This is a genomic window from Luteibacter sp. 1214 (genome assembly GCF_031455395.1).
GTDB lineage: Bacteria > Pseudomonadota > Gammaproteobacteria > Xanthomonadales > Rhodanobacteraceae > Luteibacter > Luteibacter mycovicinus.
Map to the genome: position 1 here is coordinate 1052837 of NZ_JAVDSQ010000001.1, position 25582 is coordinate 1078418.

Below are 25582 nucleotides of genomic sequence, written 5' to 3' on the forward strand. Positions count from 1 at the left end.
AATCTGAAGTTTTCTACACTCTCAATTCACGTTTTCCACGGATTCACGTACGGCTTCCGAAGCAGCCAGCAGCCATGGATGTTGTGGCGGCGGGCGAAGTCGAACGGGATGCTGGGAGCACTCCAGTCTTCAATGGAGAAATGGGGTTCGAGCGCCGCCTTGTCAAGCTGGAATCGGCGGAAATTGTTCGAAAAAACAATGACCCCGTCCGGCAACAGGCGGTCCAGGCAGAGCATCAGCAGCTTGACGTGATCACGCTGGACGTCGAAGTCGTCGGCCCGCTTGGAATTGGAGAACGTCGGCGGGTCGACGTAGATCAGCCCGTACTGCATCGAGCGCTTCTCGAGGAAGGTGAGGGAATCTTCCTGCACCAGCCGGTGACGTGCGCCCTCAAAGCCGTTCAGCGCGAGATTACGCGATGCCCAGTCGAGGTAGGTGCCCGACAGGTCGACCGTCGTCGTGTCGCGCGCGTCGCCGGCCGCCGCGTAGACGCTGGCCGTACCCGTATACGCAAACAGGTTGAGAAAATGCTTACCGGGGGCAAGCTCGCGGATCTTGGCCCGGACCAGGCGGTGATCGAGGAACAGGCCCGTGTCGAGGTAGTCGGTCGGGTTGATCAGGAAGCGCAGGCCGCCCTCACCCACCTCGACAAATTCGCCCTTCTGGTCGAACTGACCGTATTTGGAGCCGCCCTTGCCGCGCTCGCGCGTCTTCACGGCGATCCGCTCGCGGGGAATTCCGAAGACTTCGCTGGCCACGCGACCGATCTCGCGCATGCGGATGCGTGCCACGTCGACCGGCACGTCCTGCGGCGCCTTGTATTCCTGGATGTGCAGCCAGTCCTCGTAGACGTCGATCGCCGCCGCGTACTCCGGCAGGTCCTGGTCGTATGCGCGCCAGCAGGTGATGCCCTCGCGGGTCAGCCGCTTGCGCAAATGGCGGACATTCTTCTCGAGACGGTTCTTCAGCATCTCCGCGCCGGCCGACAACGGCCTGGCCTCGCGGGGCGCCGCATCGCGCGGACGCAGCGCGAAGGTCAGCAGCGGCGTCTCGAGCGCGCCGTTGAACAGCACGTAGCGCTTGTCTGGGCTGAGGCGGAGGGCGCGGCCCAGCTCCTCGTCACCGGCAAGAATAGCGGCACGCCAGCCCTGGAAACGGTCCTTCAGCGCCTGACCGAGGTCGCGGTAGAGCACCGGCAACTCGGCGCGGTCGCCCAGACGCTCGCCGTAAGGCGGGTTGGTGATGACCAGACCCAGCGGGGTCTCCGGCGGCGGCGCGACATGCACGGCGTCGCGCTTGTCCAGATGAACGAAACCGGCGACGCCCGCGCTCTGCGCATTGCGCTTCGCGGTCTGGACCATGTGCGCATCCGAATCGCTGCCGAAGAACACCGGACGCAGGGCCCGCAGGCCTTCCTCGGCGCGAGCCCTGGCCTCGTCGTAAATCGTGCGCCACAGCGAATAGTCGTGCTTTGCCCAGCCCAGGAAACCGAAATAGTCGCGACGCAGGCCCGGCGCCACGTCGGCGGCCATGAGGGCGCCTTCGATCAGGAGAGTGCCCGAGCCGCACATCGGGTCGACCAGCGCGCCGCCTTCGGCGTAGATCCGCGGCCACTGGGCACGGACGAGCATGGCGGCGGCGAGATTCTCCTTCAGCGGAGCCTCGCCCTGCTGCTCGCGCCAGTTACGGCGATGCAGCGGCAGACCCGAAAGGTCGATGGACAGGGTGGCGCGGTCGCGGCGCAGGCGCACATTGACGCGCAGATCGGGTTCTTCCGGGTCCACATCGGGGCGCATACCGCTGGCGGCGCGGAACTGGTCGACGATGGCGTCCTTGGTCTTCAACGCGATGAACTGGCTGTGGTTGAGCTTGCTCTGCGCCGTGTTGGCGTCCACGGCCATGGTGCCGTGCGGCGCCAGATGTTCGGACCAGTCGATGTCCTGCACACCGGCGTACAGGGCGTCCTGATCGGCGGCGTCGAACTCGGCCAGCGGCAGCAGCACCCGGCTGGCCATACGCGACCACAGGCAGGCCCGGTAGGCCGTCTCGATGCTGCCGGTGAACGACACGCCCGCCAGCGCCTCGCGGACGTCACCAGCGCCGAGAGCGATCAGTTCGTCCTTGAGCAGGTACTCCAGACCCTTGGGGCAGGTTGCGAAGAAGTGGCTCATGCCAGACCTCCGAGGAAACGGCGGAACTCGGCCTCGATATCGGGCAGCGAATCGCTCAGGCGATGGTCGTCCTGCACCAGCAGCAGCGGCGACGCGTGGGCACGGGCGTAGCCGATGGCCTCATCGACGGGGCAGACGTCGTCCGCATAGCCATGGATGAGGAACGACGGCACGCCGGTGGCGGTGGCGAACGCGCGACCGTAGCCGGGGATGCGTGCCGGCAGGGCCAGCAGGAACAGACCGGCGACCGGGGCGTCCAGCGAGGCCAGGCCGGAGACGAACGCGCCCATGCTGGACCCGACGAGGACCGGCGGCGCGGGCGACGCGGCGACCGCCTCGGCCAGGCGTGCCAGACGCGGATCGACGCAACCGGCATGGCCGAGGGCGTCGTCGTCGCGGTAATCGGGGCGGACCGTGGTCCAGCCGAGCGATTCGGCCACGGCGGCCAGCGCGCTGACCTTGGTGGCGTCGGGACCGGAATCGGACCCGTGGGAGAGAATGATGTTGCCGCGCATGGCGGACTCCGTACGCGGAATGACCGCCTATGTTATCAAAGCGCCATGATCGACATACTTTACGCCCCCCTGCCCTATGAACGTCTGCTCCCCGAGCGGGCCCCCGACACCGTCGACCTGGTGGTCATCCACTGCACCGAGCTGCCCGACCTGGCCATGGCAAGGGAATACGGCGAGCGCGTGCTGTACGAAGATCGCGGCACCGGCGCCAGCGGGCACTACTACATCGACCGCGACGGCTCGATCCTCTGCTACGTCGACCCGAACCGCGTGGCCAATCACACCCGCGGCTACAACCCGCGATCGATCGGTATCGAACTGGTCAACCTCGGCCGGTACCCGGACTGGTTCCACTCCGCGAAGCAGGAAATGACCGAGCCCTACCCGCCCGAGCAGATCGCCGCCCTGCGCGACCTGCTGGACGAACTGGTCGTCCGCTTTCCGTCGCTGCGCCACATCGCCGGCCACGAAGACCTCGATACCGCGCTGGTCCCGGCCAGCGACGATGAGGAAAACAGCGTGCCGCGCAAGCGCGATCCGGGCCCGCAATTCCCGTGGTCGCGCGCGTACGACGCCGGCCGCCTCGGACGGCTCGAAGGCTGAGGCCCGTTATACTTTCCGACCATGTCGCCACCCCGCACACCAGGTAACCCCATGACGGACAACCACGTCGGCGAACTCGTCGAGCTGCTGGAGCTCGAACGTCTCGAAGACAACCTCTTCCGCGGCCAGAGCCGGGACATCGGCACCAAATTCGTCTTCGGCGGCCAGGTGCTGGGCCAGGCGCTGTCCGCCGCTCAGCGCACCGTGGACCCGAGCCGTGAGGCCCACTCGCTGCACGCCTACTTCCTGCGTGCCGGCGACATCAACGCGCCGATCGTCTACAGCGTCGAGCGCACACGCGACGGTGGTTCGTTTTCGGCCCGCCGCGTCGTCGCCATCCAGCACGGCCAGCCCATCCTCAACGGCTCCATCTCGTTTCAGGTGCCGGAGACCGGCTACGAACACCAGATGTCGATGCCCGAGGTTCCCGCGCCGGAAGACGTCGAGCCCATGCCTGCGATGACCGCCGAACAGCTCAGCCGTCTGCCGGAGAAAACCCAGCGCTGGCTAGGCATCGACGGGCCTTTCGAGTTCCGCCACGTCTGGCCGCGCGACGAACTGCGTCCGGCCAAGCGCCCGCCTTATCAGCACATCTGGTTTCGCCTGACCGCGCCGATCGGGGACGCGCTCGGCCTGCACCAGGCCTTGCTCGCCTATGCCTCGGACTTCCATCTGATCGGCACCGCCACCCTGCCCCACGGGATCTCTTACCTGACGCGCAACATGCAGATGGCGAGCCTGGATCACGCGCTGTGGTTCCATCGCCCGTTCCGCATCGACGACTGGCTGCTCTACTCCTTCGACAGCCCGACGTCGCAGGGAGCACGCGGCCTGGCACGCGGCATGATCTACACGCGCGACGGCGTGCTCGTGGCTTCCACCGCGCAGGAAGGCCTGATCCGCGTCCGTCCGGACTGACCCCATGAGCATCGAGCTGCGGCATCTGCGCTACTTCATCGCCGTCGCCGACGAGCTCCATTTCAGCCGCGCCGCCGAGCGGCTGGGCATGTCCCAGCCGCCACTCAGTCAGCAGATCCGCGATCTGGAGACCATGCTGGGCCTGCGACTGCTGCGCCGTACCAACCGCCGCGTCGAGCTGACCGACGCAGGCCGGGTTTACCTGGATGCCGCCCGCGACATCGTCACGCGCGTCGACGACGCCGCCGACATGGCGCGTCGTGCCGAGCGCGGCGAGATCGGCGAACTGCATGTCGCCTTCACCCGGTCCACGCCGCTCATCGAAAAATTTCCTCAGGCCATCCGCGCGTTTCGCGATGCATATCCCGCCGTGCGGCTGGTGCTCGTCGAGCGGAATACGCTGCAGCAGGTCGAGTGCCTGCTCGACGATCGCCAGCAGATCGGTTTGCTTCGCGGCGGCAAGCTGCCCGCCCCGCTGGTTTCGCACAAGCTCGTCGACGACCCGCTGGTAGCCGTGCTTCGTGCGGACCATCCCCTGGCGAAGCGCAAACGTCGCAAGCTGCGTATGGAAGAACTCGCCGACGAACGCTTCGTCGTGTTCAGCCGTGCCGCCGGTACCGGCGTACACGATCAGTTGCTGACGATGTGTCGCAATGCGGGCTTCGCGCCGCGCATCGCACAGGAGGCTGGTGAATCATCGACGATGATCGGCCTCGTCGCCGCGGGCATGGGCGTCGCCGTATTGCCTGACTCCCTGCGCCACGTCCGCGTCGATGGCGTCGCCTATGTCGCCATCGATTCGCCTGACGCGGCGAGCGCGATCCACGTCACGCATCGCCGCGACGACACCTCGCCGCTGGTCAGAGCCTTTACGAAGCTGATGCTGAAGGCGTAAGCGTGCGCAGCTTCAAGGCGATGGCGAGGCCGCCGAGCACGAGCAAAGCCGCGTAAGCCGCTACGCCATTCCAGCCTCCATGAGTCCAGGCGAGACCACCGACCGATCCGGCGATGCTCGAACCCATGTAGTACGAAAACAGGTAAAAGGACGAGGCGTGCGCCTTGGCATACACCGCGCGCCTGCCCACCCAGCTGCTGGCGATCGAGTGCCCACCGAAGAAACCGAAGGTCAGCATCGCGATACCGGCGACGATCGCCCACAGCGATGAGCTCGCGGTCAACGCCACGCCTGCCAGCATGATCACGAAGGTCGTCCAGAGCACATGGCGACGTCCCAGCTTGCCAGCCAGTGCGCCCATCCACGCCGAGCTGCCCACACCGATCAGGTACACCATGAAGATCGCACCCACGTGCGACTGCGACAGTGAGAACGGCGGCGCAAGCAGGCGATACGACACGTAGTTGTAGATCGTGACGAAGGCGCCCATCAGCAGGAAGCCCTCAGCGAACAGCCACGGCAGACCCTTGTCGCGCCACAGCGAACCGAACGACGCGATCAACGCACGCGGATGGGCGCGACGCTTCTCGAAATGCACGGAGGCGGGCAGCCCGCGGAATACGAGATACGACGCAAGGAGACCAAGCACGCCGATCACCGCCACGGCGACACGCCACGACGAATGATCCGCGGCGAAACCGGAGATCAGTCGCCCACCCATGCCGCCAATGGCGTTACCGCCGATGTAGAGACCCATCGCGAAGCCCAGCGAATCGCCGTGAATCTCCTCACTCACATACGTCATGGCGACTGCGGGTAGCCCTGCCAGAGTGATGCCGAGCAACGCTCGGATTACCAGGAACGAGCCCCAGGTCGGCGCCATGGCGGAAAGCAACACGAGAATCGACGAACCCAGCAACGACGCCAGCATGATCGGCTTGCGACCGAACGCATCCGAGATCGCCCCCGCAAACAGCATGGCCACCGCCAGTACGCCGGTCGTCAGCGACAACGACAGACTGCTGCTCGCCGCGTCCACCCCGAAGCCGTGAGAGAACGCGGGCATGAGCGGCTGGACGCAGTAGAGCAGGCCGAAGGTGGCGAAACCCGATGAGAACAAGGCCAGATTGGTGCGCCGGAATGCCGGCGTGCCGTGACGGATGCGTCGATCGACGATGACCGCCGACGCGGCGGGGGACGAGCCGTCCACGGGAACCTCCAGGGAATGAGCCATGGGAATAAGGCTAGACCCTGAATTGAGTCGAATCGATACCGGAACGCGTCCGCTTCGATATCTCCTGCGTATCAATACGGGAGGGGCAGTACGGCGACCGCGTATCCGGCGACGCGCCAGCGCGCAGGCGCTAGCGCGATGCGGTGCCCGAAGCGGCACCGTCCCACTGCACCGCCTCCGTCAGCTCCTGGTCGGTCAACGCCAGAGAGCCGGATTCGGCCTCGGTTTTGACCGAGAGCACGTGCCCGTCGTTACGCGACAACTCGCGTGCCCCGGACGTCGCCATCGCATGCGCCCGCTCGTCATCGGACGACAGCAGCACCAGCAACGTCTTCGAACCCGCGACGAAACGCACGCCGCTGGTCGCACCCGACTTCGCGAGTGCCGCGGAATCCAGTGGCACCGCCGTTACCTTGCCCGTCCAGCGTGGCGGAGCGACGAAGGTGTAACCCGCGGCTTCGTCACGCCAGGCAAAACGCTTCATAGGCTCAGCTGCCGGCGCGCGCTCGCCGTGGGTGCCGGGCGGCGTCTGGGCGGCGGACGCTGTCACGCTGAAACCGAGCAGCAGGAAAGCGATAGCGACAGGTTTCATGGCATACCTCCGGACGATGGGAGCAGCGTACGCTTCCCGTGTCGTGGTGGCGTCAAGCGCCCCGGTCGGCGGCGACGTCGTCCGGGGCGACGTGCCCTTCCCTGCCGCTGACCCAGGCAAACAAGGCGATGCCCACGATGATGGCGACCGCGCCGATGGCGGCCATCGGGCCCGGCACGGCTTCGTGCAGAAAAATCACGCCGATGACCGTCGCGAGCAGCAGCTCGGCGGCCTGCATGGCTTCCACACCGGCCAGCGCGGTCGGCTGGCGGCCGACCATCTCGGTCGCGTGGAAAAACAGCACCGTCGCAATGACACCCGACGACAACGCCACGCCACCGGCCAGCCAGAGCTCCCGCCAGGACGGCGGCCCGATGCTGAACCACATGGCGACGGCAAGGACGATCCAGAGCGGCCAGCTCGCCAGCGTCATCCCGAACACCCGCTGCACGGCACCGAGGCGCGTGCCAGTGCGCTCGAGATGCAACAGGATTTTCCGGTTGCCCAGCGGATAGGCGAAGGCAGCCAGGACGACCGCGCCGACGGCCAGCCACGCCGACGCGTCGAGCGATCCGCGGGCATTGCCGAGCTGCAGCAACATCACGCCGATGACGATCAGGGCGCCGATCGACAAGGCGCCAACGTGCCAGCGGGCACGCTCATCGCGATAGATGAAGGGGGCAAGCAAGGGGCCGGCGAGGACGGTTGTCTGAAAACTTCCCGCCACCAGCCAGGACGGACCGCTGCTGGCCGCCCAGGTGAGCGGCAGGCCGAACAGCACGAAGCCGACGCTGCTCCAGATGAGCCACGTGCGCGTATGCGAGCGAAGTTCGCGAGGAAGCGAACCCAGCCCGCCTTGAAACGGCAGAACCGCCGCGAGCAGCGGCAGCGTGATCAGGTAACGAAGGATCACCGCCCACTGCCAGTGCCCACCCCCACTGACGACGGCGCGGTTGAGGACATAGGTCAGCGTGAAGAACAGCGCGGAGAGCAGCGCGATCGCGACGGCCTGGAGTGCACGGGAACGCATGGTGGACCTTGATTCGAACGAGGTCCGAGTGTGCCAGTGATGGAAAGGCGCGTCAGCCCGCTTCGTTAAGCTCCAGAAACAACTCCTGCAACTCCCCGCCGATCGGCTTCCCGTCCACACAAAGCGTCACGTCCCCCTCGATCCCGGAAACCGGGCAGCACCCGTCGACGATACCCAGCAGGTTCGCCGTCGTATCGATCATCGTGTGGCAGATCACCTGGAGGAAGACCTCCTTGTTGTCCTCGTCCAGCCCGTTGAACAGTTCGAGCGCGCGCACCCAGTGCGGGTCCACCGCCATCTCCACGGGGGTGCTGCGGAACAGCTCGGAGTAGACCGCGAGGTTGTCGCGGACCACGGTGTTCTGGAGAGCGAGTACGAAACGCTCGGGGGACATGGGTGCCACCTGCTCGAAAGACGGGTTGGGGATGCACCCTATGTGTGGGGGATGGGGCCCTGGCTCAATAGTGCTCCCGCCCCTCCCGCCTCGGCCGGCGAGAAGCCGGCACGTAGCCGGGCCAGATGGCGTCGTAGAAATACCGTTCCGCCTCGCTGGGCGGCCCGTAGGCCCGGACCGGCGGCGGGATCAGTTTCCGCAGCCGGGCCTCGTTATGTTCGGCCCAGCGCATCACCATGCGCTGCATGAGGGAGACGCCCCGTAGCGTCGCGCCCTGCCCGCCGCGAGGCCCGTAGCGCCAGCGGACCACCCAGCGGCCATCCTTCGGGCTGACCCGTGCGAAGGCCCGCGAGGTCCCTTCCAGGATCGCGTACTGCCGTTCGCCCATCTGTACCCAGTTCACCTTGGCCATGGGGCCGAGATTAAGCGGGGGTAGTCTCAGATATGTGGACGGGACGGCAGGTTTGCCTGAGGTAGTTCGGGCAAGTCGTTGAGTGCGCGAGGTCCCGGGTCAGTCTGCCGGAACATGGCGACGTGCTCTTCCGGTCGACGCAGCCAGACGCAGCCAAAGGCAGGCAAATGGTCGCGACGTTGCCGTCAAATCGCCTCGAGATGCGTCACCAGCAACCGAACACTCTCCCTGCCCTGCCAGTCGTTGACGGACAGTTCGTAGGCGACACGCATCCGCGCGGGTGGCGGCGTACCGTCATAGCAGTTGAACATCACCGCATCCAGCGGTGCACCGCCCTGCGTGTGGCGCAGATGCAAACGCAGATGCCGGCTACCCATCGGCTTCCATGACGCGCACTCGAAGCGCGCCTCGAACACCGGCGGCGGAAACGCCTGCCCCCACGGCCCGGCGTGCCGAAGCTGCTTCGCCAGATCGAGTGTGTGGTCACGGTAGTCGAGTTCACCATCGGTATGCACGAGTGCCTGCAGATGATCGTCGTCGAGATGCTTGCGTGCGATCGCGTCGAACGCGGCGGCGAAGCGCTCGAAGTCGCGCGCCTGCATGCTCAGGCCTGCCGCCATCGCATGGCCGCCGAAGCGCAGGATCAGACCCGGATGCTTCGCGTCGATCTCGGCCAGCGCATCGCGGATGTGGAACCCGGGAATCGATCGTGCCGAACCGCGCAGCTCATCCGTGTCGTCGCCGGCCGGCGCGAACGCCAGCACGGGGCGATGCAGCTTCTCTTTCAACTTCGAGGCGACGAGACCGACGATGCCGGGATGCCAGCCTTCGTCGAACAACGCCACGCCCACCGCATCGACATGTTTCGCCAGCGAGACCATGCGCTCGGCTTCGTCGACCATGCCCGCCTGCATCTCGCGGCGTTCCTGATTGATGGCCGAAAGCTGTTCCGCGTAACGACGCGCGATGCCGACGTCATCGGTGAGCAGACAGGCGACGCCTAGCGACATGTCTTCCAGTCGGCCGGCGGCGTTGAGGCGCGGGCCGATGGCGAACGCGAGATCGGTCGCGGCGATGGTGGACAGCGATCGGCCACTGGCTTCGATCAACGCGGTGACACCCGCGCATGCCTTGCCCGCGCGCATGCGCTTCAGGCCGGCTTCGACCAGTACGCGGTTATTGAAATCCAGCGGCACCAGATCGGCCACCGTGCCGAGCGCGACCAGATCGAGCAGCGCGCTCAGGTCGGGTTCGCCGTTCGGAAACTGCCCGGCGTCACGCATCGATGCGCGTAACGCCAGCAGCAGGTAGAACATGACGCCGACGCCCGCCAGGGCCTTGCTCGGAAAACCATCGCCATCGAGGTTCGGATTCACCATCGCATCGGCATCGGGCAACGTATCGCCCGGCAGGTGATGGTCGGTGATCAGTACGCCGATGCCACGTGCTCGCGCGGCCGCGACACCGGCGACACTGGCCACGCCGTTATCGACGGTAACGATCAGGTCCGGTGACGGTTGCAACGATTCGACCAGCGCTTCGCTGAGGCCATAACCATGGACGAAGCGATTGGGCACGACATGGGCGACGTGTTTCGCACCGAGCAGGTGGAGGCCGCGCACGGCGACCGCCGTGCCCGTCGCGCCATCGCAGTCGTAATCGCCGGCGACGACGATGCGCTTGTCGCTGGCGATGGCGTCCATCAGTACGGCGACGGCGCGATCCATGCCACCGAGCAGGCTGGGCGACAGGAGCCGCGCGAGGCGATGCTCGGCGCCGTCAGGGGTGCTTACGCCGCGTGCGGCGTAGATACGCTGGATCACGGGATGGATGTGCGCGGGCCAGCCGCTGGGTGCGGCGATGGCGATGCGTTGTCGCCAGACGCGGGTCGTCATGCCTTGCGCCAGAAGCGCAGGCGATGGTTCTTCTTCAGGACCATGCGGAGGCCGTCGGCGAAGGCGAGGCGGAGTTCGGTGCCTTCGGTCAGGTGGGTTTCCAGGGCGGGCCACCAGGTCTGGTCGAAGTCGTGGGGCTGGGTGTCCTGGAGGTCCAGCAGGGTATAGGGGGAAAGTGCTGCGTGGGTTGTGCCGTCGCCAGCACCCTTCGCCAGCAGGCTGGCTCCTGCAGGAGCGGGCCTGGGTCCCGCAGGAAAGGCAGTGCGGGCCTGGACGTCGACGTTGGCTTTGTGGCCGAGGGCCCAGGGCAGGAGGTCGTCGCTGTAGATGCGGCTGAGGCCGCATTCGACCCAGTCGGGAAGGACGCCGGCGCCCCACAGCCAGACGCTGTTGACGGGCGGCAGGTGGCGCGAGGCACGCGAGCGGTTGACCGGGTGGTTGTGCAGGACGACCTGCGCTTCGTTGATCAGGGCGCGCCAGCGGCGACCGGTTTCGCCTTTGGGCAGTTGCTCGAACAGGTCGGCACCGAGAGCTTCTTCCGGCTCGGGAAAGGCGGGTACGTCGATATAGCTGGGCAGACGCAGCTGCCAGTGCTGTGCATCACCGACATGCAGGCTCATGCCTTCCGCTTCGAAGGTCTCGGCCAGCGCGGCGACGAGGCTCGCGGACTCCTCCACCGTGAGGCCGAGGTTGCCGCAGGCGAGCAGCCGCGCCCCGCTCAGTTCGGGCTGCACCCAGGCGGGATCGGCGGACAACCACAGCGCGTCGCCCGCGTCGCCCGCGACCGACTGACGGATGACCGCCGCAGCCGGAAGTGCGCCGCCGGGCCAGCGGAAGTGCTCGGCCATCGCGACCATGTAACCGGGCAACGCCGCCGGCAACGTCGTGCCGCGCGCCAGCCAGGCGGCGAACGGCGCGATGTGGGCGAGTTTGTCGCGTCCCGGCAACAGGACGTTGAGGACGGCGGCCATGCTTACTCCTCGATCTGTTCCAGGATGCCGAGCCATTCGAGCTCGAGGGTTTCCTTTTCGCCGCGCAACGCGGACTGCCGCTGGCTGAGCTTCATCATCTCCGCGGTCGGGCCGTCGTAGACCCTGGGGTCGGCGAGCTGGCTTTCGATCGCGGTGAGCTCCTTGTCCATCGTGGCGATGAGGGTCTCGATCTTCTTCACCCGGGCGCGCAGCGGCTTTTCCTTCTCGCGCTCTTCGGCGCTGAGCTTACGCTTCTCCTTGGCCGACGCCTGGATCGGCGCTTCCGGTGCGGCCGAGGCGACGGCGGCGGTCTTGCGCGTGGTGGCGCGCGTGCGCAGCCATTTGGCGTAATCGTCGAGATCGCCATCGAAGGCTTCGACATCGCCGTCGGCCACGCGCCAGAACTCGTCGCAGACCATGCCGAGCAGATGGCGGTCATGGGACACCAGCACCAGCGCACCGTCGAAGCCGGACAGCGCATCGGCCAGCGCTTCGCGCATGTCGAGGTCGAGATGGTTGGTCGGTTCGTCGAGCAGCAGCAGGTTCGGCTTGTCCCACGCGATCAGCGCAAGCGCGAGACGCGCGCGCTCGCCACCGGAGAACGCATCCACCGGCTCGAAGACGCGGTCGGCGGGGAAGTTCCACGTACCCAGGTAATCGCGCAATGCCTGCTGACCGGCAGTGGGTGCCTTTTCCTGCAGGTGATCGAACGCGCTCCAGCCTTCGTGCAGGCTTTCGACCGTGTGCTGGGCGAAGTAGCCGATCTTCATGTCCTTGTGGAAGGACCGCTCGCCCTTCAACGGTTCCAGTTCGCCGACCAGCGACTTCACCATCGTGGATTTACCGGCGCCGTTCGGACCGAGCAGGCCGATGCGGTCGCCCGACTCGAGACCGAAGGCGACGTCGCGCAACACCACGTGATCGCCGTAGCCCGCATCGATGTGATCGAGCTGAAGCATCGACGTGGGGAGACGATCCGGCGCGGGGAACGAGAAGCTGAAGCTGCGCTCGGCGCGCACCGCTTCGGTACCGGCCAGCTTTTCAAGGCGCTTCATGCGCGACTGCGCCTGCTTGGCCTTGCTGGCCTTGGCCTTGAAGCGGTCGATGAAGGATTGCAGGTGAGCGCGCTCGGCCTGTTCGCGCACATGTGCGATCTGCTGCTGACGCAGATGCTCGGCACGCTGGCGTTCGAAGGCGGTGTAGTTGCCGGTGTACAGCTTGGCCGTACCGTCATGCAGATGCATGGTGTGCGAGATCACACCGTCGAGGAATTCGCGATCGTGCGAGATGATCAGCAGCGTGCCCGGATAGCGGCGCAGCCATTCTTCCAGCCAAAGCACCGCGTCCAGATCCAGATGGTTGGTCGGCTCATCGAGCAGCAGCAGATCGGACGGCGCCATCAGCGCGCGGGCCAGGTTGAGACGCACGCGCCAGCCACCGGAGAAGGAGGACACGGCGCGCTCGTGGGTTTCCGGACTGAAACCCAGGCCATGCATCAGGCGACCGGCGCGGGCACGTGCGTCGTAGCCGTTGAGTTCCTCAATGCGGTGGTTGGCCACGGCGGCGGCCTCGTAGTCTTCGCGGTCATAGGCCTCGGCTTCGGCCTTGAGCGCCGCGGCGACCTCGACGTCGCCACCCAGCACGTAGTCGATGGCGGGATCGGGCAGCGACGGAGTCTCCTGCGAAACGGACGCCAGCCGGACCCTGGAAGGCATGTCCAGCTCGCCCACCTCCGGCTCCAGCTCGCCCTTGAGGGCGGCGAACAGGGTGGATTTGCCACAGCCGTTACGGCCGATGACACCCAGGCTCCATCCACTCTGGATGGTGAGGTCCATCTGCGACAGCAGGGTGCGGCTGCCCCGACGAAGGGCAAGATTGCGAAACGAGATCATGGATTGGGAAGACTGGCGGCTAGCGACCGTCCATGATAACTGCCCCGCCCTGCCCGCGTCCGGAAACGCGACGCAGCACACAGCCGTGAAGGCGGCGCGGCGCGCCCCATGGCGTGGGTGAAGGCGATCTGTTAAAACGACGTCCTGCGCCGCATGGGGAGCGCGACGGAGCCATCATGAACACCTTCAAGCCTGTTTTCACCGCGATCGCCCTGGCGCTCGTGTCCGCCGCCATGGTCCCTGCCGCTCACGCGGGCGACAGCCTGCTGGTCAACCGCGTCCAGCAGGAGCAGGCCATGAACCTGCCCAGGAAGGGCATGAGCATGGCCCAGGTGGAACGCCAGTTCGGCGCGCCGACGTCCAGACTCGACTCGCGCGGCGGCGGCAGCGCGAAGCAGCCGGTCATCAACCGCTGGATGTACCCGGGCTACATCGTCTACTTCGAGCGCAGCCACGTGGTCCACACGGTGCTGAATACGCCGGCCGGCAACAACCTGAATCCGCAAGCCGCCAGGTAACCGGCGCATTACAGCAGCGGTAACGAGGAAGCCCTACAATAGCCGGCTTACTTTGCTGCCCCGTTGCCCGCCATGACCGACCGCACTTCGTATCGCCTGCCCGCCGAATGGGAGCCGCAGGCCGGCGTTCTGATCGCCTGGCCGCACGCGGATACCGACTGGTTCGACCGTCTGGCCGAGGTCGAGAGCACCTATGTGGCGCTGGCCGCCGCCGTGACCCGCTTCGAACCGCTGCACGTCATCGTCGCCGATGGCGAGTTGCGTGAACGCGCGCGGCTGCTCACCGGGCAGGCCGGTGCCGACATGTCGCGCCTGCACTTCATCGAACTGCCCTACGACGATACCTGGCTGCGCGACTCCGGCCCGATCACGCTGACCGGCCCCGACGGTGTGCTGCTCAACGATTACCGTTTCACCGGCTGGGGCGGCAAGTTCGGCGCCGAGCAGGACGACGCGCTGATCTCCGGCCTGCTCGAGCGTGGCGTGCTCTCCGGCCTGCCGCACAAGCGGATCGACTGGGCGCTGGAAGGCGGCGGCATCGAGAGCGACGGTCGCGGCACCATCCTCACCACGTGGAAGTGCCTCAACCAGCGTCACCCGGACCTGTCGCGCGAAACCATGACCGAAACGCTGGCCACCACGCTGCACGCCGACCGCGTGCTCTGGCTGGACCACGGTTACCTTGAAGGCGACGACACCGACGCCCATATCGACACGCTGGCCCGCTTCTCCGAAGACGGCGGCATCGTGTATCAGGCGTGCGACGACGCCAGCGATCCGCACTTCGAGGAACTGGGCCAGATGGCCTCGGAACTCGCCGAACTGCGCACTCCGGATGGCAAGCCGTACCCGTTGCACCCGCTGCCCTGGGCGCAGCCGATCCTCGACGATGGTCGTCGACTGGCCGCGTCCTATGCGAACTACCTGATCGTCAACGGCGCGGTGCTCGTGCCGGCGTATGGCGATCCGGTGGACGCGGAAGCGGCACGGATCATCGGCCTCGCCCATCCGGGCCGCGAGATCGTCCAGGTACCTTGCCGTCCGTTGATCTGGCAGAACGGAAGCCTGCATTGCATCACCATGCAGCTGCCCGCCGCCATCGCCAAGTAAGGAAGAAGTCATGTCCCGCAAGACTCTCAAGGTCGCCCTCCTCCAGGAAACCGACCGCGGCAGCCGCGACGCCAACCTCGACGCGATCGAGCAGGCCCTGCGCGACGCGGCCGGAGCCGGCGTCGAACTGGTGCTGCTGCAGGAACTGCACAACGGCCCGTACTTCTGCCAGCACGAAAGCGTCGACCTGTTCGACCTCGCCGAGACCATTCCCGGCCCGAGCACCGAGCGCCTGGGCAAGCTTGCCGAAGAGCTCAGGCTCGTCGTCGTCGCGTCGATCTTCGAGAAGCGCGCCACCGGGCTGTATCACAACACCGCGGTGGTCTTCGATCGCTCGGCCGTCATCGCGGGCAAGTACCGCAAGATGCACATCCCCGACGATCCGGCGTTCTACGAGAAGTTCTACTTCACGCCGGGCGACCTGGGTTTCGATCCGATCCAGACGTCGGTCGGCAAGCTCGGCGTGCTCGTGTGCTGGGACCAGTGGTATCCGGAAGCCGCGCGCCTGATGGCGCTGGCCGGCGCCGATATCCTGTTCTACCCGACCGCGATCGGCTGGGATCCGAAGGACTCCGACGAAGAAAAAGCGCGTCAGCGCGAGGCATGGATCACCGTGCAGCGCGGCCATGCCGTCGCCAACGGCCTGCCCCTGCTCTCGTGCAACCGCACGGGCTACGAGGCGGATCCGACCAGCGTCGGCAACGGCATCCAGTTCTGGGGCTCCAGCTTCGTCGCCGGTCCGCAGGGTGAGTTCCTCGCCCAGGCCGGTACGGACGGTCGTGAACTGCTGATCGTCGATGTCGACATGGAACGCAGCGAGCACGTGCGCCGCATCTGGCCGTTCCTGCGCGACCGTCGTATCGACGCCTATGCCGATCTCACCAAGCGCTTTCGCGATTAAGACATCCAACGGACACCCGAGCGCATGATTCCTGCCGAGAACGACGTCACCCTGCCCGCCGCCCTGGAAGGCCAACCCATCGAGCGCATGACGCGCGACGGCGTCGACTACGTCATTCTCGGCACCGCGCACGTGTCACGCGCCAGCGTGCAGGCGGTGGATGCGCTGCTGGAAACGGAGCACTTCGACGCGGTGGCGGTGGAACTGTGCGCCAGTCGTGCGCATGGCATCCGCGATCCCGAAGCGTTCAAGCAGATGGATCTGTTCCAGGTCATCCGTGAGGGCAAGGCCGGCATGGTCGCCGCGAGCCTCGTGCTCGGCGGCTTCCAGAAACGTCTCGCCGCGCAATACGGCATCGAGCCGGGCGCGGAAATGAAGGCCGCCATGGACGGCGCCGACGCGCGCAACCTTCCGGTGTGGCTGGTGGATCGCGAAGTCGGCACCACGCTCAAGCGCGCCTGGCGCAGCGTCGGCTTCTTCCAGCGCTTCGGCCTCATGGCCGGCATGCTCGGCAGCGTGTTCGAGCGTGAGGAGATCCCCGAGGAAGACATCGAGAAACTGAAGCAGGCGGATCTGCTCGAAAGCGCCTTCAGCGATTTCGCCCAGGGCTCGGCACCGCTTTACCGCGCACTGATCGCCGAGCGCGACGAATACATGGCCGCGCGCCTGCGCGAAAACGGCCAGCGGATGGATGCTGCCGCGCCATCGCGCAAGGTGCTCGTCGTCATCGGTGCCGGCCACCTGAAGGGCATGAGCAGGCAGCTTGCCGATCAGCAGGGCGATGCCCGTTCGACGGCGGATGACCTCGCTGTCACGCCACCCGCCTCGCACTGGCCGAAGATCGTCGCCGTAGGCGTGGTGCTCGCGATCTTCGCCGCCATCGGCTTCGCCTTCTACCGCAGCCCGAGCCTGGGCGCCGACGCCGTGAAGAGCTGGATTCTGCTGACAGGCGGCCTTTCCGCGCTCGGCGCCCTGATCGCGGGCGGTCATCCGCTGTCGATCATCGCCGCGTTCATCGCCGGTCCGCTCAAGCCTTTCCGGCCCGGCATCCCGTCCGGCGCCTTCAGCGCCATGGCCGAAGCGTGGGTCCGCAAGCCGCGCGTGCTCGACTTCGAACACCTGCGTGACGACATCACGCACTGGACCGGCTGGTGGAAGAATCGGGTGGCCCGCACCCTGCTCAACTTCTTCCTGGTCTGCGTCGGCACCATCGCCGGCGAGTACATCGCGGGCTTCCACATCATCAAAAGTCTTCTCTGACGCGGACTTACGCCTGAGTTGTTCCCCGTTGCGACAGCCCTCTATACTTCGACGGCTGTTCAACCCCGGCCCCGCCCGGCACCCAGGGAACTCTTAATGAAGCGTCTGCATCTGGTTGGTCTGATCGCTGTAGCTCTGTGTGCCGCATCCGCGGCGCATGCCGAAGGGGATAAGGCCCGGGGACGGACGCTCGTCTACACCTGCAATGGCTGCCACGGCGTGCCCGGCTATGCCAACGCCTACCCCGAATACCATGTGCCGCACATCGTCGGCCAGAACGAGCAGTACATCGTCAACGCCCTGAAGGCGTACAAGAGTGGCGAGCGCACGCACCCGACGATGGGCGCCCAGGCGCAGAGCATGTCCGATCAGGAAATCGAGGACATCGCCGCCTACCTCTCCAGTATCGCCAAGTAAGCCGCCGAGGACGAATGATGATCCGTGGTTTCTCCCTGATTGCCTTGGGCGCGCTGCTCGCGCTGACCGCCACCCAGACCTTCGCCGCCGGTGACCCGGCGCGCGGCAAAACCAAGATCGCCACCTGCGTCGCCTGCCATGGGCAGGACGGCAATTCCGTCGACCCGCAGTATCCCCGCCTGGCCGGCCAGTACGCCGACTACCTCGCGCAGGCCCTGCACGAGTACAAGGACGGACGCCGTGGCAACGCCATCATGAAGGGCTTCGCGGCCACGTTGTCCGATCAGGACATCGACGACGTGTCGGCGTATTTCGCGACGATGCCGTCGAAACTGCAGGGGCTCGAGCACCACATCCAGGGCGACTGACCCCCTTGTAGGAGCGCGCCCTGCGCGCGATGTTTTTCATTCCAATGCGCGCGTGTCATTCGCGCGCAGGCGCGCTCCTACATTTAGCCTGCTGCTTTCGCGAAATAGGGGGCGTCGCCGGTTTCGTGATCGGTGACGTCGCGCACTTCCGTAATCTCCGGCACGCGCTCGCGCAGGGTCTTCTCCACGCCGTTCTTCAGCGTGAGGTCGACCATGCCGCAGCCGTGGCAACCGCCACCGAAACGCAGCACGACGATGCCGTCGGCGGTGACCTCGACGAGGGAGATGCGACCGCCGTGCGAGGCGATCTGCGGGGCGACTTCGGACTCGAGGACGTATTTGACCCGTTCGACCACGCCAGCACCCTCACCCGGGGCGTCGCCCTTGATGCGCGGCGCACGGATGTTGAGCTGGCTGCCGGTAGGCGTCATCTCGTAGTCGATGTTGGCTGGATCGAGCCAGCGCATGCTCTCGCCGTCGACGTAGAGATTGAAGCCGGTGCACTCGATCGTCCACTCGTCGCCGGTCAGCTCCGAGGCTTCGCAGAATTCGAGTTCGCACTGGGCGGCAGGCGTCCCGGCCTCGACGACGCGCAAGCGAACGCCGAGGCCATCATCACCCTGCTGGGCGATCAGGCGCTGGAAATGCGCCTGCGCGCGTTCCGTGATGTCGATCATGGGGGCTCCGGTATCGGGTCCGGCGTGGGGAGCGCCGGAATACAGCACCATTCTAGTACTGTTTCCTCCGGGATGCCGCCTTTTGACAATTCAGGCGCAAGCGTCGACGCTTCGCGCTTTCCTCTGCCGGATGCCCGCCATGACCCTCTCCCCGCTCGCGACCCAGCATTGCCAGCCACGCAAAGGCCCGGAGAATGCGCTCGACCGGGCGACGCTCGACCAGCACCTTGCCGGTCTGCCGGGCTGGACGGTGACCGCGGACGGCAAGGCCATCGTGAAGGACTTTTCCTTCAGGGACTTCCATCACACGCTGGGCTTCATCAATGCGGTCGGCTTCATGGCTAACCAGGAAGATCATCATCCGGATCTCGAAGCCGGCTACGGCCATTGCCAGGTGCTCTGGTCCACGCATGACGTCGGCGGCCTCTCACTCAACGACGTGATCTGCGCCGCACGCGTCGAGGCCCTGCTCGATCGCTGACGTGTCACCCCGCGCCTCCCGCTGGATGGTCGCGGCGACGCTCGCCGCGGCGGTCGCCTTGCTGTTCGCCCTCCCCCGGTTCGCCGCCACGGTGGTGCAGGGTGCGATCGAGCGTGAAAGCGCAAACGATCGCGTCGCGTTCGCCGAAGGCCGCTCGCCGTGGTCGTGGCGCTTCTCTGACGTCGAGGACGTGGTGGCCGGTCGTGCGTTTGGCGGCGGCCGACTCGCGACGTCGCCTCCTGGACTGAGCGTCCAGGCGACAGACGCGGGCGGCTTCGAGATCGGCCTGGTGTTGCGGCGTGATGCCGACCTCGTCCGCCTCGACACGTTCTATCTGGACGCCACGGCATCGGCGACGGGACGCTACGCGCTTGCGGTGAGGGAAACGCTGACGAGTCCGGGACGACATGCCGACCTCGGTACGCTGACGCCCGCGGAGGTTGGCCGGCCCGTAAGGCTCGACAGGCTGTCCTGGACCGACGATCAGGGCCGCGCCGTCGATCCACCGCGTCGGGCCGCCATGCTGCGCATTCGGGCTGTGTTGCCGGTGGGCGCGACGCTGAGTCTACGCAGCGCGCGGCTGGCGTTGGCGGAGGGGGCCTCCTTGCCACCTCCGGTGATGCTGCCCGATGGCCTGTCGGCGGAGGGCCTGCTGGCACTCCGGGACCGGGAGCGTGCGGCGGATCCGCTGGTGGCGTTCGGTGAGGCTCTGGAGCGGGTACGTGCCACGTCGGTGGAGTCTTACCCTTCACCGGCCTGGCCTGGCTGGGTGGAGGCCGGGGTTTATCTGGCTCTGGTGTCGGTCGTCGGGTGGCGCCGCCAGGGCGATCGCGCACGTCGACCTGTCGACGAAGGGACCGGCTCCCACGCGGGCTGGCGAGCTCTGGCCGGCGCCGGCCTCGATGTGGCGCTCGTCCTGGCGGGCCCCTTGTGGTTTATCGCGGGGCTGGGGCTCTCGTTGCGGCTGGCGCCGCCTGGCATCGCGGCGTTCGCTATCGGCGTGGGCTATGCCGTGGCGCTGGGCGCGCGACGGCAGTTGCCGTCGTGGCACTGGGCAGGCGCGTGGCGCCAGGCGGGCTGGCCCTTGCTGGCTGTCGCGGTCGCCGGCGGCATCGCCCTCGCGGCGGGGCATTCGCCCGCATGGCCTCCTGCCGGACGCACCCTCCTCTATATAGGGTGGGCGCTTTTTCAGCAGTGGCTGATTCTGGCCGTCGTGGCCGCCCTGCTCGACCGGGCGGTCCCCCGAGCGGTCGCCATCCTGCTGGCCGCCCTCGCCTTCGCGCTGCTGCACACACCCAACGGGCTGCTGATGCAGCTCTGCTTCGTCGCCGAACTGGGCTGGGCCTGGTGGTACCTGCGCCACCGTGCCCTGTTGCCCGTCGCCGTGGCACATGCGCTAAGCGCCGTGATCCTCCAGGCCTGTGTCGCGGGCGGCCTGTTGCGGTCGCTCGAGGTCAGTGCGCGGTTCCTTGCCTGATCAATCGCGCAGTTTGTCGAGGAACGCCTTCAGATCGTCGGGCAACGGCGCCGAAAAGTCGTAGTTCTTGCCGCCAAGATCGAAGCTCATGCGGGCCGCGTGCAGGAACATCCGCTTCAGGCCCTTCGCGCGGAACCGCTTGTTGGCCTCCTCATCGCCGTATTTCGGGTCGCCCGCGAGCGGATGGCCGACATACTGAGCGTGAACGCGGATCTGGTGGGTACGACCCGTACCCAGTGTCGCCTGCATCAGGCGGGAGGCCGGGTACTGCTCCAGTTCCTGGAAGAACGTAAGCGAGGGCTTGCCTGCGTCGTCGACCCGTACCATCCGCTCGCCGCCGTGCATCACCGACTTCAGCAGCGGCTGATTGACGTCGAACTTCGCCTTACGCGGCGTACCGGTCATCAGGCAGAGGTATTGCTTGACCACCTCGTTGTCGCGGATCAAGGCCTGCAGGCCGGTCAGACCCGGACGCGAGCGAGCCAGGACCAGGACGCCGCTGGTGTCGCGATCCAGCCGGTGGACCAGTTCGAGGTGCTCGTTCGGACGGGCCGCGCGCAGCAGCTCGATGGCGCCGTGGCTCACGCCGCTGCCGCCATGCGCCGCGATGCCCACGGGTTTGTCGATCACCAGGAAGTGTTTGTCTTCGAAAATGACCGAGTCGGCCACCGCACGGACCATGCCCGAGGGCGCCACCGTCTCATCGCGCTCCGCGACGCGTACCGGTGGAATCCGCAGCATATCGCCGGCGGCGAGGCGCGTTTCCGGCTTGGCCCGTTTGCCATTGATGCGAACCTGTCCGGTTCTCAGGATGCGGTAGACCAGGCTGCGCGGCACTCCCTTCAGGAGGGTCATCAGAGCGTTGTCCACGCGCTGACCGTCCCTTTCGGGTCCGATTTCGACGATGCGCACACCTTGGCCGCCGTCGAGGGAAGTTGCCGTCTGCATTGATAAAACTCGAAATTGATAGGATACTCGGCCAGCGCCAGGCTCCGCTGAAGACTTATCTCTCGCGGGGTGCCTGTACCGTCACGTAAGGCGAGTGTCGCGCGGGTCCGTCCGAGGGGGCGGAACGCGAAGACACCCCACATCGTAACGGTTCGGGTTGCGGTTGTCCGGCTAATCCGTAGGGACGCGGACCGGTTGCAAGGCGCTTATCACGAATCACGCCGGGTCCAGGTATCGGTCCCGGATCCCATGCCGCTTGAAGCCTCACCGCTGCGGCGCGATCCCCGGCAGGCCGCCAATCAGGCGCCACCGCGGCCCGCGGCCGCGCGGCAAGGCCGAGGAAATTACAATGAAGCGTATGCTTATCAACGCGACTCAGCGCGAAGAGTTGCGTGTGGCCATCGTCGATGGTCAGAACCTTTACGATCTCGATATCGAAATCCCGTCCCGCGAGCAGAAAAAGGCCAATATCTACAAAGGCCGTATCACTCGCGTCGAGCCCTCCCTCGAAGCCTGCTTCGTCGACTACGGCGCCGAGCGCCACGGGTTCCTTCCCCTGAAGGAAATCTCCCGCGACTACTTCAATCCGAATGCGGAAGGTAAGTCGAACATCCGCGATCTCCTCAAGGAAGGCCAGGAGATCATCGTCCAGGTCGAGAAGGAAGAACGCGGTAACAAGGGCGCCGCCCTCACCACGTTCATCAGCCTCGCCGGCCGGTACATGGTCCTGATGCCGAACAACCCCCGTGCCGGCGGCGTCTCGCGCCGCATCGAGGGTGAGGACCGCCAGGCCCTGAAGGAAGCCATGGAGCACCTGGAGGTGCCCGACGAAATGGGTCTCATCGTGCGCACCGCCGGCATGGGCCGCGACGCCGAAGAACTCCAGTGGGATCTGGACTACCTCCTGCAGCTCTGGAAGTCGATCTCCGGCGCCGCCAACTCGCAGAAGGCGCCGTTCCTGATCTACCAGGAATCGAAGCTGTTCATCCGCGCCCTGCGCGATTACCTGCGTAACGACATCGGCGAAATCCTCATCGACGAGGAGTCGCTGTATCAGGACGCCCGCGATTTCGTCCAGCAGGTGATGCCGAACAACCTGCGCAAGCTCAAGCTTTACCAGGATCCGACCCCGCTGTTCTCGCGGTACCAGATCGAAACCCAGATCGAGAGCATCTTCGAGCGTAACGTGCGCCTGCCCTCGGGCGGCTCCATCGTCATCGATCAGACCGAAGCCCTGACCGCCATCGACATCAACTCGTCGAAAGCCACCAAGGGCAGCGACATCGAAGAGACGGCGTTCAACACCAACCTCGAAGCCGCCACCGAGATCGCCCGTCAGCTGCGCATCCGCGATGCCGGCGGCCTGATCGTCATCGACTTCATCGACATGGACAGCCCGCGCCATCAGCGCGAGGTCGAAGAGCGCCTGAAGGACGCCCTGAAAGCGGACCGCGCCCGCGTCCAGATCGGTCGTATCTCGCGCTTCGGCCTGCTGGAGATGTCCCGCCAGCGCCTGCGCCCGAGCCTCGGCGAAGCCACCCAGAACGTTTGCCCGCGTTGCGAAGGCCACGGCCACATCCGCAGCGTGGAGTCGCTGGCGCTGTCGACCCTGCGCCTGATCGAAGAACACGCGATGAAGGAAAACACCGGGCAGGTCCTGGTGCAGGCACCGTCCGCGGTCGCCAACTTCATGCTCAACGAGAAGCGCGCCAGCGTCGTCGAGATCGAGCTGCGCCACAGCGTCCACGTGGTCGTGGTCGCCGACGAGAAACTGGAAACGCCGCACCTCGAGATCACCCGCATCCGCGAAGCGGACATGGGCGAGCACAGCAAGCCGAGCTACGAGCGCACCACCCCGGTGGTCGCCCAGGCCCTGCCGAAGATGGGCCAGGCCCTTGGCAGTGGCGAGCAGCCGCTGGTGACCGGCGTCGTGCCGGCGTCGCCCGCTCCCATCCGTGAGGAAGTGGCCGAGCCGGTCGCCGTCGCGGCACCCGCGCCGCGCGTTTCCGCCCCGGCCGCTCCCACCGGCGGCTTCTTCTCGCGCCTCTTCGGCAGCCTGTTCGGCGGCGGCAACGCCCAGCCGGCAGCGGCGCCGCAGCCGGCCGCACCCGCACGTCGCGAGGAATCGCGCTCCGGCGGCCGCAACGACCGCAACGATCGCGGCAACCGCCGTGACCGCGACGATCGTCGTGGCAACGAGGGCCGTGGTCGCAACAACGAGCCGCGCCAGCCGCAGGGCCAGCGCAAGGACCGCGATGCCTTGCCCGCGCAGGGCAAGGGTCAGCAGCAGCCCAAGGGCGGCAAGCAGGCCCAGGTCCGCGACGAGAAAGCTCCGCGCCAGAAAGACAACGCCCAGCAGCAGGGTCGCCAGGGTGGCCGTCAGGAACAGCCGCAGGGCGGCGAGAGCACCGGCCGCCGCGAGAGGCAGCCGCGTGGCGAGCGCCAGCCGCAGGGCGAGAAGGTCGAGAAGGCGGCGAACGTCAACGTCGCTCCGGTCGCCGCTCCGCGCAATCCGGCTGAGAAGCCGGTGACTGCGCCGGTCCTCAACGATGACGAGAAGCTGATTCTCGACGCCGAGGCACTGGGTGTCGACGCGACCGCCACGGGTGAAGTCAACGGCGACGCGCCGTCGACAGATGCCGGCAAGGATACCGAAGGTGGCCAGCGCCGCCGTCGCGGCCGTCGTGGTGGCCGCCGCCGTCGTCGCCAGGAAGAAGGCACGGCAGCCGGTGGCGTCGAAGGCGCCGCGGGTGCCGACGACCTCGACGACGAAGACGGTGACGACGAAGGCCAGGCCGATACCGGCCGTTCCAGCCCCAGCGTCCCGCCGATGCTCGACACCGCCGCGGCCGCCGAGAACGCGTTCGCGGTCGAGGCTCCCCGCCACGAGGCGACTCGCCCTGCTCCGTCTGCTCCGGCAGCCTCGGCTGCGGGCAACGCGGACGATGAGAACGTGCCTTCGGCACTGACGCTATCGTCGCTGCCGAAGTTGCCGCCGATCCCGGGTCAGTCCCCGGCACCCGCGCCGTCGCGCTCCGTCGTCGACCCGGCCACGCCGGCCGACTCGGCACAGACCCGGACGACCGAGCGTCGCCAGACCGAGTCGGATGCTCCGCTGAGCTCCGCCCCGGCCACGGGCTCGGCTTCGGTGCCCGCTGCGGCGCGGGCTCAGCCCGCCGCTCCGGTCGTCACAGCGGAAGACGCCATCCAGCCCGCGGCCTCGCCCGCGAGCCAGCCGTCTGTGCTCGACGCCCCGGCACGCGGCATGCTGCCGACCGAAGCTGACGAGGCCCGCGCAGGCGTCAAGGCGACGACGCCGGGCCCGGCGGCTGTGACGGAGGCCGCCGTATCGGCTCCGGCTAAGGCTCCGGCTCCGGCAGAAACGCCGACCTCGTCTCCTGTGAAGACGTCGGTCGAAGCTGCTGCCCCGGCGGAAGTTCTGGCTCCTGCTCCTGCTCCTGCTCCCGCGCCGGTCGCGGCACCGGCGCCTGCTCCGGTTCCGACGCCAGCTCCGGCCGCGACGCCTGTTCCGGCTCCGGCTCCAACTCCGGCGCCAGCTCAGGCTCCGACGCCAGCCCCCACCCCTGCCCAGACGGCCAGCGCACCGGTCGTCGTCGAGAGCCCGGCGGTCAAGGCCGACGAGGATGCGATCGAGCACGGAAAAGCGTCTTCGGCACTGCCTGCGGATCCGACGGCGGTAACCCCGAAGTCGCCTGAGGCTTCCAACGTGTCGCCGGTGTCGCACACCCCGCCTGCCGCACCCAGGCCTGCGTCGACGCCGCTGCCGGCCCAGGGCGACCTGCTGACGCGTCCGCGTCAGGAGCCGTCCTCCGGCGATACGCCACGCGACGACGCGTAAGCCTGCGGGGAGGCTTCGGCCTCCCCGAAAGCTGAGTGACTCGT

The 25582-nt window shown here is 66.9% G+C and carries 24 protein-coding genes; 12 read left to right on the forward strand and 12 right to left on the reverse strand.

Translation table 11 applies throughout. The features are described 5' to 3' along the window. Positions 1-26: 26 nt before the first annotated feature. Entirely contained in the window at positions 27-2171 is a 2145-nt protein-coding gene (gene rlmKL, locus J2X57_RS04380) for a bifunctional 23S rRNA (guanine(2069)-N(7))-methyltransferase RlmK/23S rRNA (guanine(2445)-N(2))-methyltransferase RlmL (RefSeq protein WP_309864181.1), read from the reverse strand. Beyond that, a complete protein-coding gene (locus J2X57_RS04385) occupies positions 2168-2686 on the reverse strand; it encodes an alpha/beta hydrolase (protein ID WP_036114375.1) in 519 nt (172 codons plus the stop codon). Before J2X57_RS04385 ends, rlmKL begins: the two co-directional genes overlap by 4 nt. A gap of 45 nt (positions 2687-2731) precedes the next feature. Between J2X57_RS04385 and J2X57_RS04390 the strand changes: the two genes are divergently transcribed. Genes J2X57_RS04390 through J2X57_RS04400 form a run of 3 tightly spaced genes read left to right on the forward strand, consistent with a single transcriptional unit; the run spans position 2732 to position 5102 of the window. After that, positions 2732-3289: an N-acetylmuramoyl-L-alanine amidase gene (locus J2X57_RS04390; RefSeq protein ID WP_036114378.1), complete on the forward strand. Its 558-nt coding sequence runs from the start codon at positions 2732-2734 to the stop codon at positions 3287-3289. A 51-nt stretch (positions 3290-3340) separates the two neighbouring features. Further along, positions 3341-4207, forward strand: a complete 867-nt coding sequence (locus J2X57_RS04395) for an acyl-CoA thioesterase II (RefSeq protein ID WP_036114381.1) — start codon at positions 3341-3343, stop codon at positions 4205-4207. Positions 4208-4211: 4 nt separating this feature from the next. Next, on the forward strand, positions 4212-5102 hold the full coding sequence (locus J2X57_RS04400; protein WP_079521969.1) for a LysR family transcriptional regulator: 891 nt from the start codon (positions 4212-4214) through the stop codon (positions 5100-5102). Here the strand turns inward: J2X57_RS04400 and J2X57_RS04405 are convergent. The 8 genes from J2X57_RS04405 to J2X57_RS04440 all read right to left on the reverse strand — a co-directional run bounded on the left by J2X57_RS04405 (position 5077) and on the right by J2X57_RS04440 (position 13522). Continuing rightward, the gene (locus J2X57_RS04405) at positions 5077-6312 is read right to left on the reverse strand and encodes an MFS transporter (protein ID WP_309864186.1); all 1236 of its coding nucleotides are present in this window, start codon (positions 6310-6312) and stop codon (positions 5077-5079) included. The genes J2X57_RS04400 and J2X57_RS04405 overlap by 26 nt on opposite strands. Before the next feature lie 154 nt (positions 6313-6466). Beyond that, positions 6467-6928, reverse strand: coding sequence for a hypothetical protein (locus J2X57_RS04410; RefSeq protein WP_309864189.1), 462 nt, complete (start codon positions 6926-6928; stop codon positions 6467-6469). A 52-nt stretch (positions 6929-6980) separates the two neighbouring features. Continuing rightward, a complete protein-coding gene (locus J2X57_RS04415) occupies positions 6981-7958 on the reverse strand; it encodes a multidrug resistance efflux transporter family protein (RefSeq protein ID WP_309864192.1) in 978 nt (325 codons plus the stop codon). A 52-nt stretch (positions 7959-8010) separates the two neighbouring features. Next, positions 8011-8352: a hypothetical protein gene (locus tag J2X57_RS04420; protein ID WP_051943766.1), complete on the reverse strand. Its 342-nt coding sequence runs from the start codon at positions 8350-8352 to the stop codon at positions 8011-8013. A gap of 64 nt (positions 8353-8416) precedes the next feature. Beyond that, a complete protein-coding gene (locus J2X57_RS04425; protein ID WP_043693146.1) occupies positions 8417-8764 on the reverse strand; it encodes a hypothetical protein in 348 nt (115 codons plus the stop codon). A 185-nt stretch (positions 8765-8949) separates the two neighbouring features. Continuing rightward, positions 8950-10659: a single-stranded-DNA-specific exonuclease RecJ gene (recJ, locus tag J2X57_RS04430; RefSeq protein WP_309864196.1), complete on the reverse strand. Its 1710-nt coding sequence runs from the start codon at positions 10657-10659 to the stop codon at positions 8950-8952. Then, complete coding sequence (locus tag J2X57_RS04435; RefSeq protein ID WP_309864200.1) at positions 10656-11630, reverse strand: phosphoglycerate mutase; 975 nt, start codon at positions 11628-11630, stop codon at positions 10656-10658. The genes recJ and J2X57_RS04435 overlap by 4 nt, the downstream gene beginning before the upstream one ends. Positions 11631-11632: 2 nt before the next feature. Next, the gene (locus J2X57_RS04440) at positions 11633-13522 is read right to left on the reverse strand and encodes an ATP-binding cassette domain-containing protein (protein WP_036114395.1); all 1890 of its coding nucleotides are present in this window, start codon (positions 13520-13522) and stop codon (positions 11633-11635) included. Between the two features lie 233 nt (positions 13523-13755). Here J2X57_RS04440 and J2X57_RS04445 point away from each other — a divergent pair, with 233 nt between their 5' ends. The 6 genes from J2X57_RS04445 (at position 13756) to J2X57_RS04470 (ending at position 18096) form a co-directional block, all read left to right on the forward strand. Beyond that, positions 13756-14040, forward strand: a complete 285-nt coding sequence (locus J2X57_RS04445; protein ID WP_239709153.1) for a hypothetical protein — start codon at positions 13756-13758, stop codon at positions 14038-14040. A gap of 72 nt (positions 14041-14112) precedes the next feature. Beyond that, positions 14113-15150, forward strand: a complete 1038-nt coding sequence (locus J2X57_RS04450; RefSeq protein ID WP_309864207.1) for an agmatine deiminase family protein — start codon at positions 14113-14115, stop codon at positions 15148-15150. A 10-nt stretch (positions 15151-15160) separates the two neighbouring features. Beyond that, entirely contained in the window at positions 15161-16051 is an 891-nt protein-coding gene (locus J2X57_RS04455; protein WP_308846613.1) for a carbon-nitrogen hydrolase, read from the forward strand. Between the two features lie 24 nt (positions 16052-16075). Continuing rightward, complete coding sequence (locus tag J2X57_RS04460; protein WP_309864210.1) at positions 16076-17311, forward strand: TraB/GumN family protein; 1236 nt, start codon at positions 16076-16078, stop codon at positions 17309-17311. A 96-nt stretch (positions 17312-17407) separates the two neighbouring features. Beyond that, positions 17408-17728 (forward strand): cytochrome c, encoded by a 321-nt coding sequence (locus J2X57_RS04465; RefSeq protein WP_036114406.1) that lies wholly within the window; start codon positions 17408-17410, stop codon positions 17726-17728. A 17-nt stretch (positions 17729-17745) separates the two neighbouring features. Beyond that, positions 17746-18096 carry a cytochrome c gene (locus J2X57_RS04470; protein ID WP_309864214.1) on the forward strand — a complete coding sequence of 117 codons (351 nt, stop codon included), beginning with the start codon at positions 17746-17748 and terminating at the stop codon, positions 18094-18096. Between the two features lie 83 nt (positions 18097-18179). On the opposite strand, the gene J2X57_RS04475 is transcribed toward J2X57_RS04470, so the two are convergent. Next, entirely contained in the window at positions 18180-18773 is a 594-nt protein-coding gene (locus J2X57_RS04475) for an NfuA family Fe-S biogenesis protein (RefSeq protein WP_309864218.1), read from the reverse strand. Between the two features lie 139 nt (positions 18774-18912). On the opposite strand from J2X57_RS04475, the gene J2X57_RS04480 reads away from it, so the two are divergent. Then, positions 18913-19254 carry a 4a-hydroxytetrahydrobiopterin dehydratase gene (locus J2X57_RS04480; RefSeq protein WP_036114410.1) on the forward strand — a complete coding sequence of 114 codons (342 nt, stop codon included), beginning with the start codon at positions 18913-18915 and terminating at the stop codon, positions 19252-19254. Position 19255: 1 nt separating this feature from the next. Continuing rightward, positions 19256-20731 (forward strand): CPBP family glutamic-type intramembrane protease, encoded by a 1476-nt coding sequence (locus J2X57_RS04485; protein ID WP_309864221.1) that lies wholly within the window; start codon positions 19256-19258, stop codon positions 20729-20731. On the opposite strand, the gene J2X57_RS04490 is transcribed toward J2X57_RS04485, so the two are convergent. Further along, entirely contained in the window at positions 20732-21679 is a 948-nt protein-coding gene (locus J2X57_RS04490; protein WP_079522942.1) for an RluA family pseudouridine synthase, read from the reverse strand. Positions 21680-22028: 349 nt separating this feature from the next. Between J2X57_RS04490 and J2X57_RS04495 the strand changes: the two genes are divergently transcribed. Further along, positions 22029-25538 carry an Rne/Rng family ribonuclease gene (locus J2X57_RS04495; RefSeq protein ID WP_309864224.1) on the forward strand — a complete coding sequence of 1170 codons (3510 nt, stop codon included), beginning with the start codon at positions 22029-22031 and terminating at the stop codon, positions 25536-25538. Positions 25539-25582: the final 44 nt, after the last annotated feature.

What these genes read in the sequence shown, in the direction of transcription:
- J2X57_RS04400 (WP_079521969.1), top strand. Translation starts at nt 4,212, where the DNA reads ATGAGCATCGAGCTGCGGCATCTGCGCTACTTCATCGCCGTCGCCGAC.
- J2X57_RS04385 (WP_036114375.1), bottom strand. Translation starts at nt 2,686, where the DNA reads ATGCGCGGCAACATCATTCTCTCCCACGGGTCCGATTCCGGTCCCGAC.
- rlmKL (WP_309864181.1), bottom strand. Translation starts at nt 2,171, where the DNA reads ATGAGCCACTTCTTCGCAACCTGCCCCAAGGGTCTGGAGTACCTGCTC.
- J2X57_RS04480 (WP_036114410.1), top strand. Translation starts at nt 18,913, where the DNA reads ATGACCCTCTCCCCGCTCGCGACCCAGCATTGCCAGCCACGCAAAGGC.
- J2X57_RS04425 (WP_043693146.1), bottom strand. Translation starts at nt 8,764, where the DNA reads ATGGCCAAGGTGAACTGGGTACAGATGGGCGAACGGCAGTACGCGATC.
- J2X57_RS04495 (WP_309864224.1), top strand. Translation starts at nt 22,029, where the DNA reads ATGAAGCGTATGCTTATCAACGCGACTCAGCGCGAAGAGTTGCGTGTG.
- J2X57_RS04465 (WP_036114406.1), top strand. Translation starts at nt 17,408, where the DNA reads ATGAAGCGTCTGCATCTGGTTGGTCTGATCGCTGTAGCTCTGTGTGCC.
- J2X57_RS04395 (WP_036114381.1), top strand. Translation starts at nt 3,341, where the DNA reads ATGACGGACAACCACGTCGGCGAACTCGTCGAGCTGCTGGAGCTCGAA.
- J2X57_RS04415 (WP_309864192.1), bottom strand. Translation starts at nt 7,958, where the DNA reads ATGCGTTCCCGTGCACTCCAGGCCGTCGCGATCGCGCTGCTCTCCGCG.
- J2X57_RS04435 (WP_309864200.1), bottom strand. Translation starts at nt 11,630, where the DNA reads ATGGCCGCCGTCCTCAACGTCCTGTTGCCGGGACGCGACAAACTCGCC.
- J2X57_RS04490 (WP_079522942.1), bottom strand. Translation starts at nt 21,679, where the DNA reads ATGCAGACGGCAACTTCCCTCGACGGCGGCCAAGGTGTGCGCATCGTC.
- J2X57_RS04475 (WP_309864218.1), bottom strand. Translation starts at nt 18,773, where the DNA reads ATGATCGACATCACGGAACGCGCGCAGGCGCATTTCCAGCGCCTGATC.
- J2X57_RS04455 (WP_308846613.1), top strand. Translation starts at nt 15,161, where the DNA reads ATGTCCCGCAAGACTCTCAAGGTCGCCCTCCTCCAGGAAACCGACCGC.
- J2X57_RS04390 (WP_036114378.1), top strand. Translation starts at nt 2,732, where the DNA reads ATGATCGACATACTTTACGCCCCCCTGCCCTATGAACGTCTGCTCCCC.
- J2X57_RS04410 (WP_309864189.1), bottom strand. Translation starts at nt 6,928, where the DNA reads ATGAAACCTGTCGCTATCGCTTTCCTGCTGCTCGGTTTCAGCGTGACA.
- J2X57_RS04420 (WP_051943766.1), bottom strand. Translation starts at nt 8,352, where the DNA reads ATGTCCCCCGAGCGTTTCGTACTCGCTCTCCAGAACACCGTGGTCCGC.
- J2X57_RS04470 (WP_309864214.1), top strand. Translation starts at nt 17,746, where the DNA reads ATGATCCGTGGTTTCTCCCTGATTGCCTTGGGCGCGCTGCTCGCGCTG.
- J2X57_RS04440 (WP_036114395.1), bottom strand. Translation starts at nt 13,522, where the DNA reads ATGATCTCGTTTCGCAATCTTGCCCTTCGTCGGGGCAGCCGCACCCTG.
- recJ (WP_309864196.1), bottom strand. Translation starts at nt 10,659, where the DNA reads ATGACGACCCGCGTCTGGCGACAACGCATCGCCATCGCCGCACCCAGC.
- J2X57_RS04445 (WP_239709153.1), top strand. Translation starts at nt 13,756, where the DNA reads ATGGTCCCTGCCGCTCACGCGGGCGACAGCCTGCTGGTCAACCGCGTC.
- J2X57_RS04450 (WP_309864207.1), top strand. Translation starts at nt 14,113, where the DNA reads ATGACCGACCGCACTTCGTATCGCCTGCCCGCCGAATGGGAGCCGCAG.
- J2X57_RS04460 (WP_309864210.1), top strand. Translation starts at nt 16,076, where the DNA reads ATGATTCCTGCCGAGAACGACGTCACCCTGCCCGCCGCCCTGGAAGGC.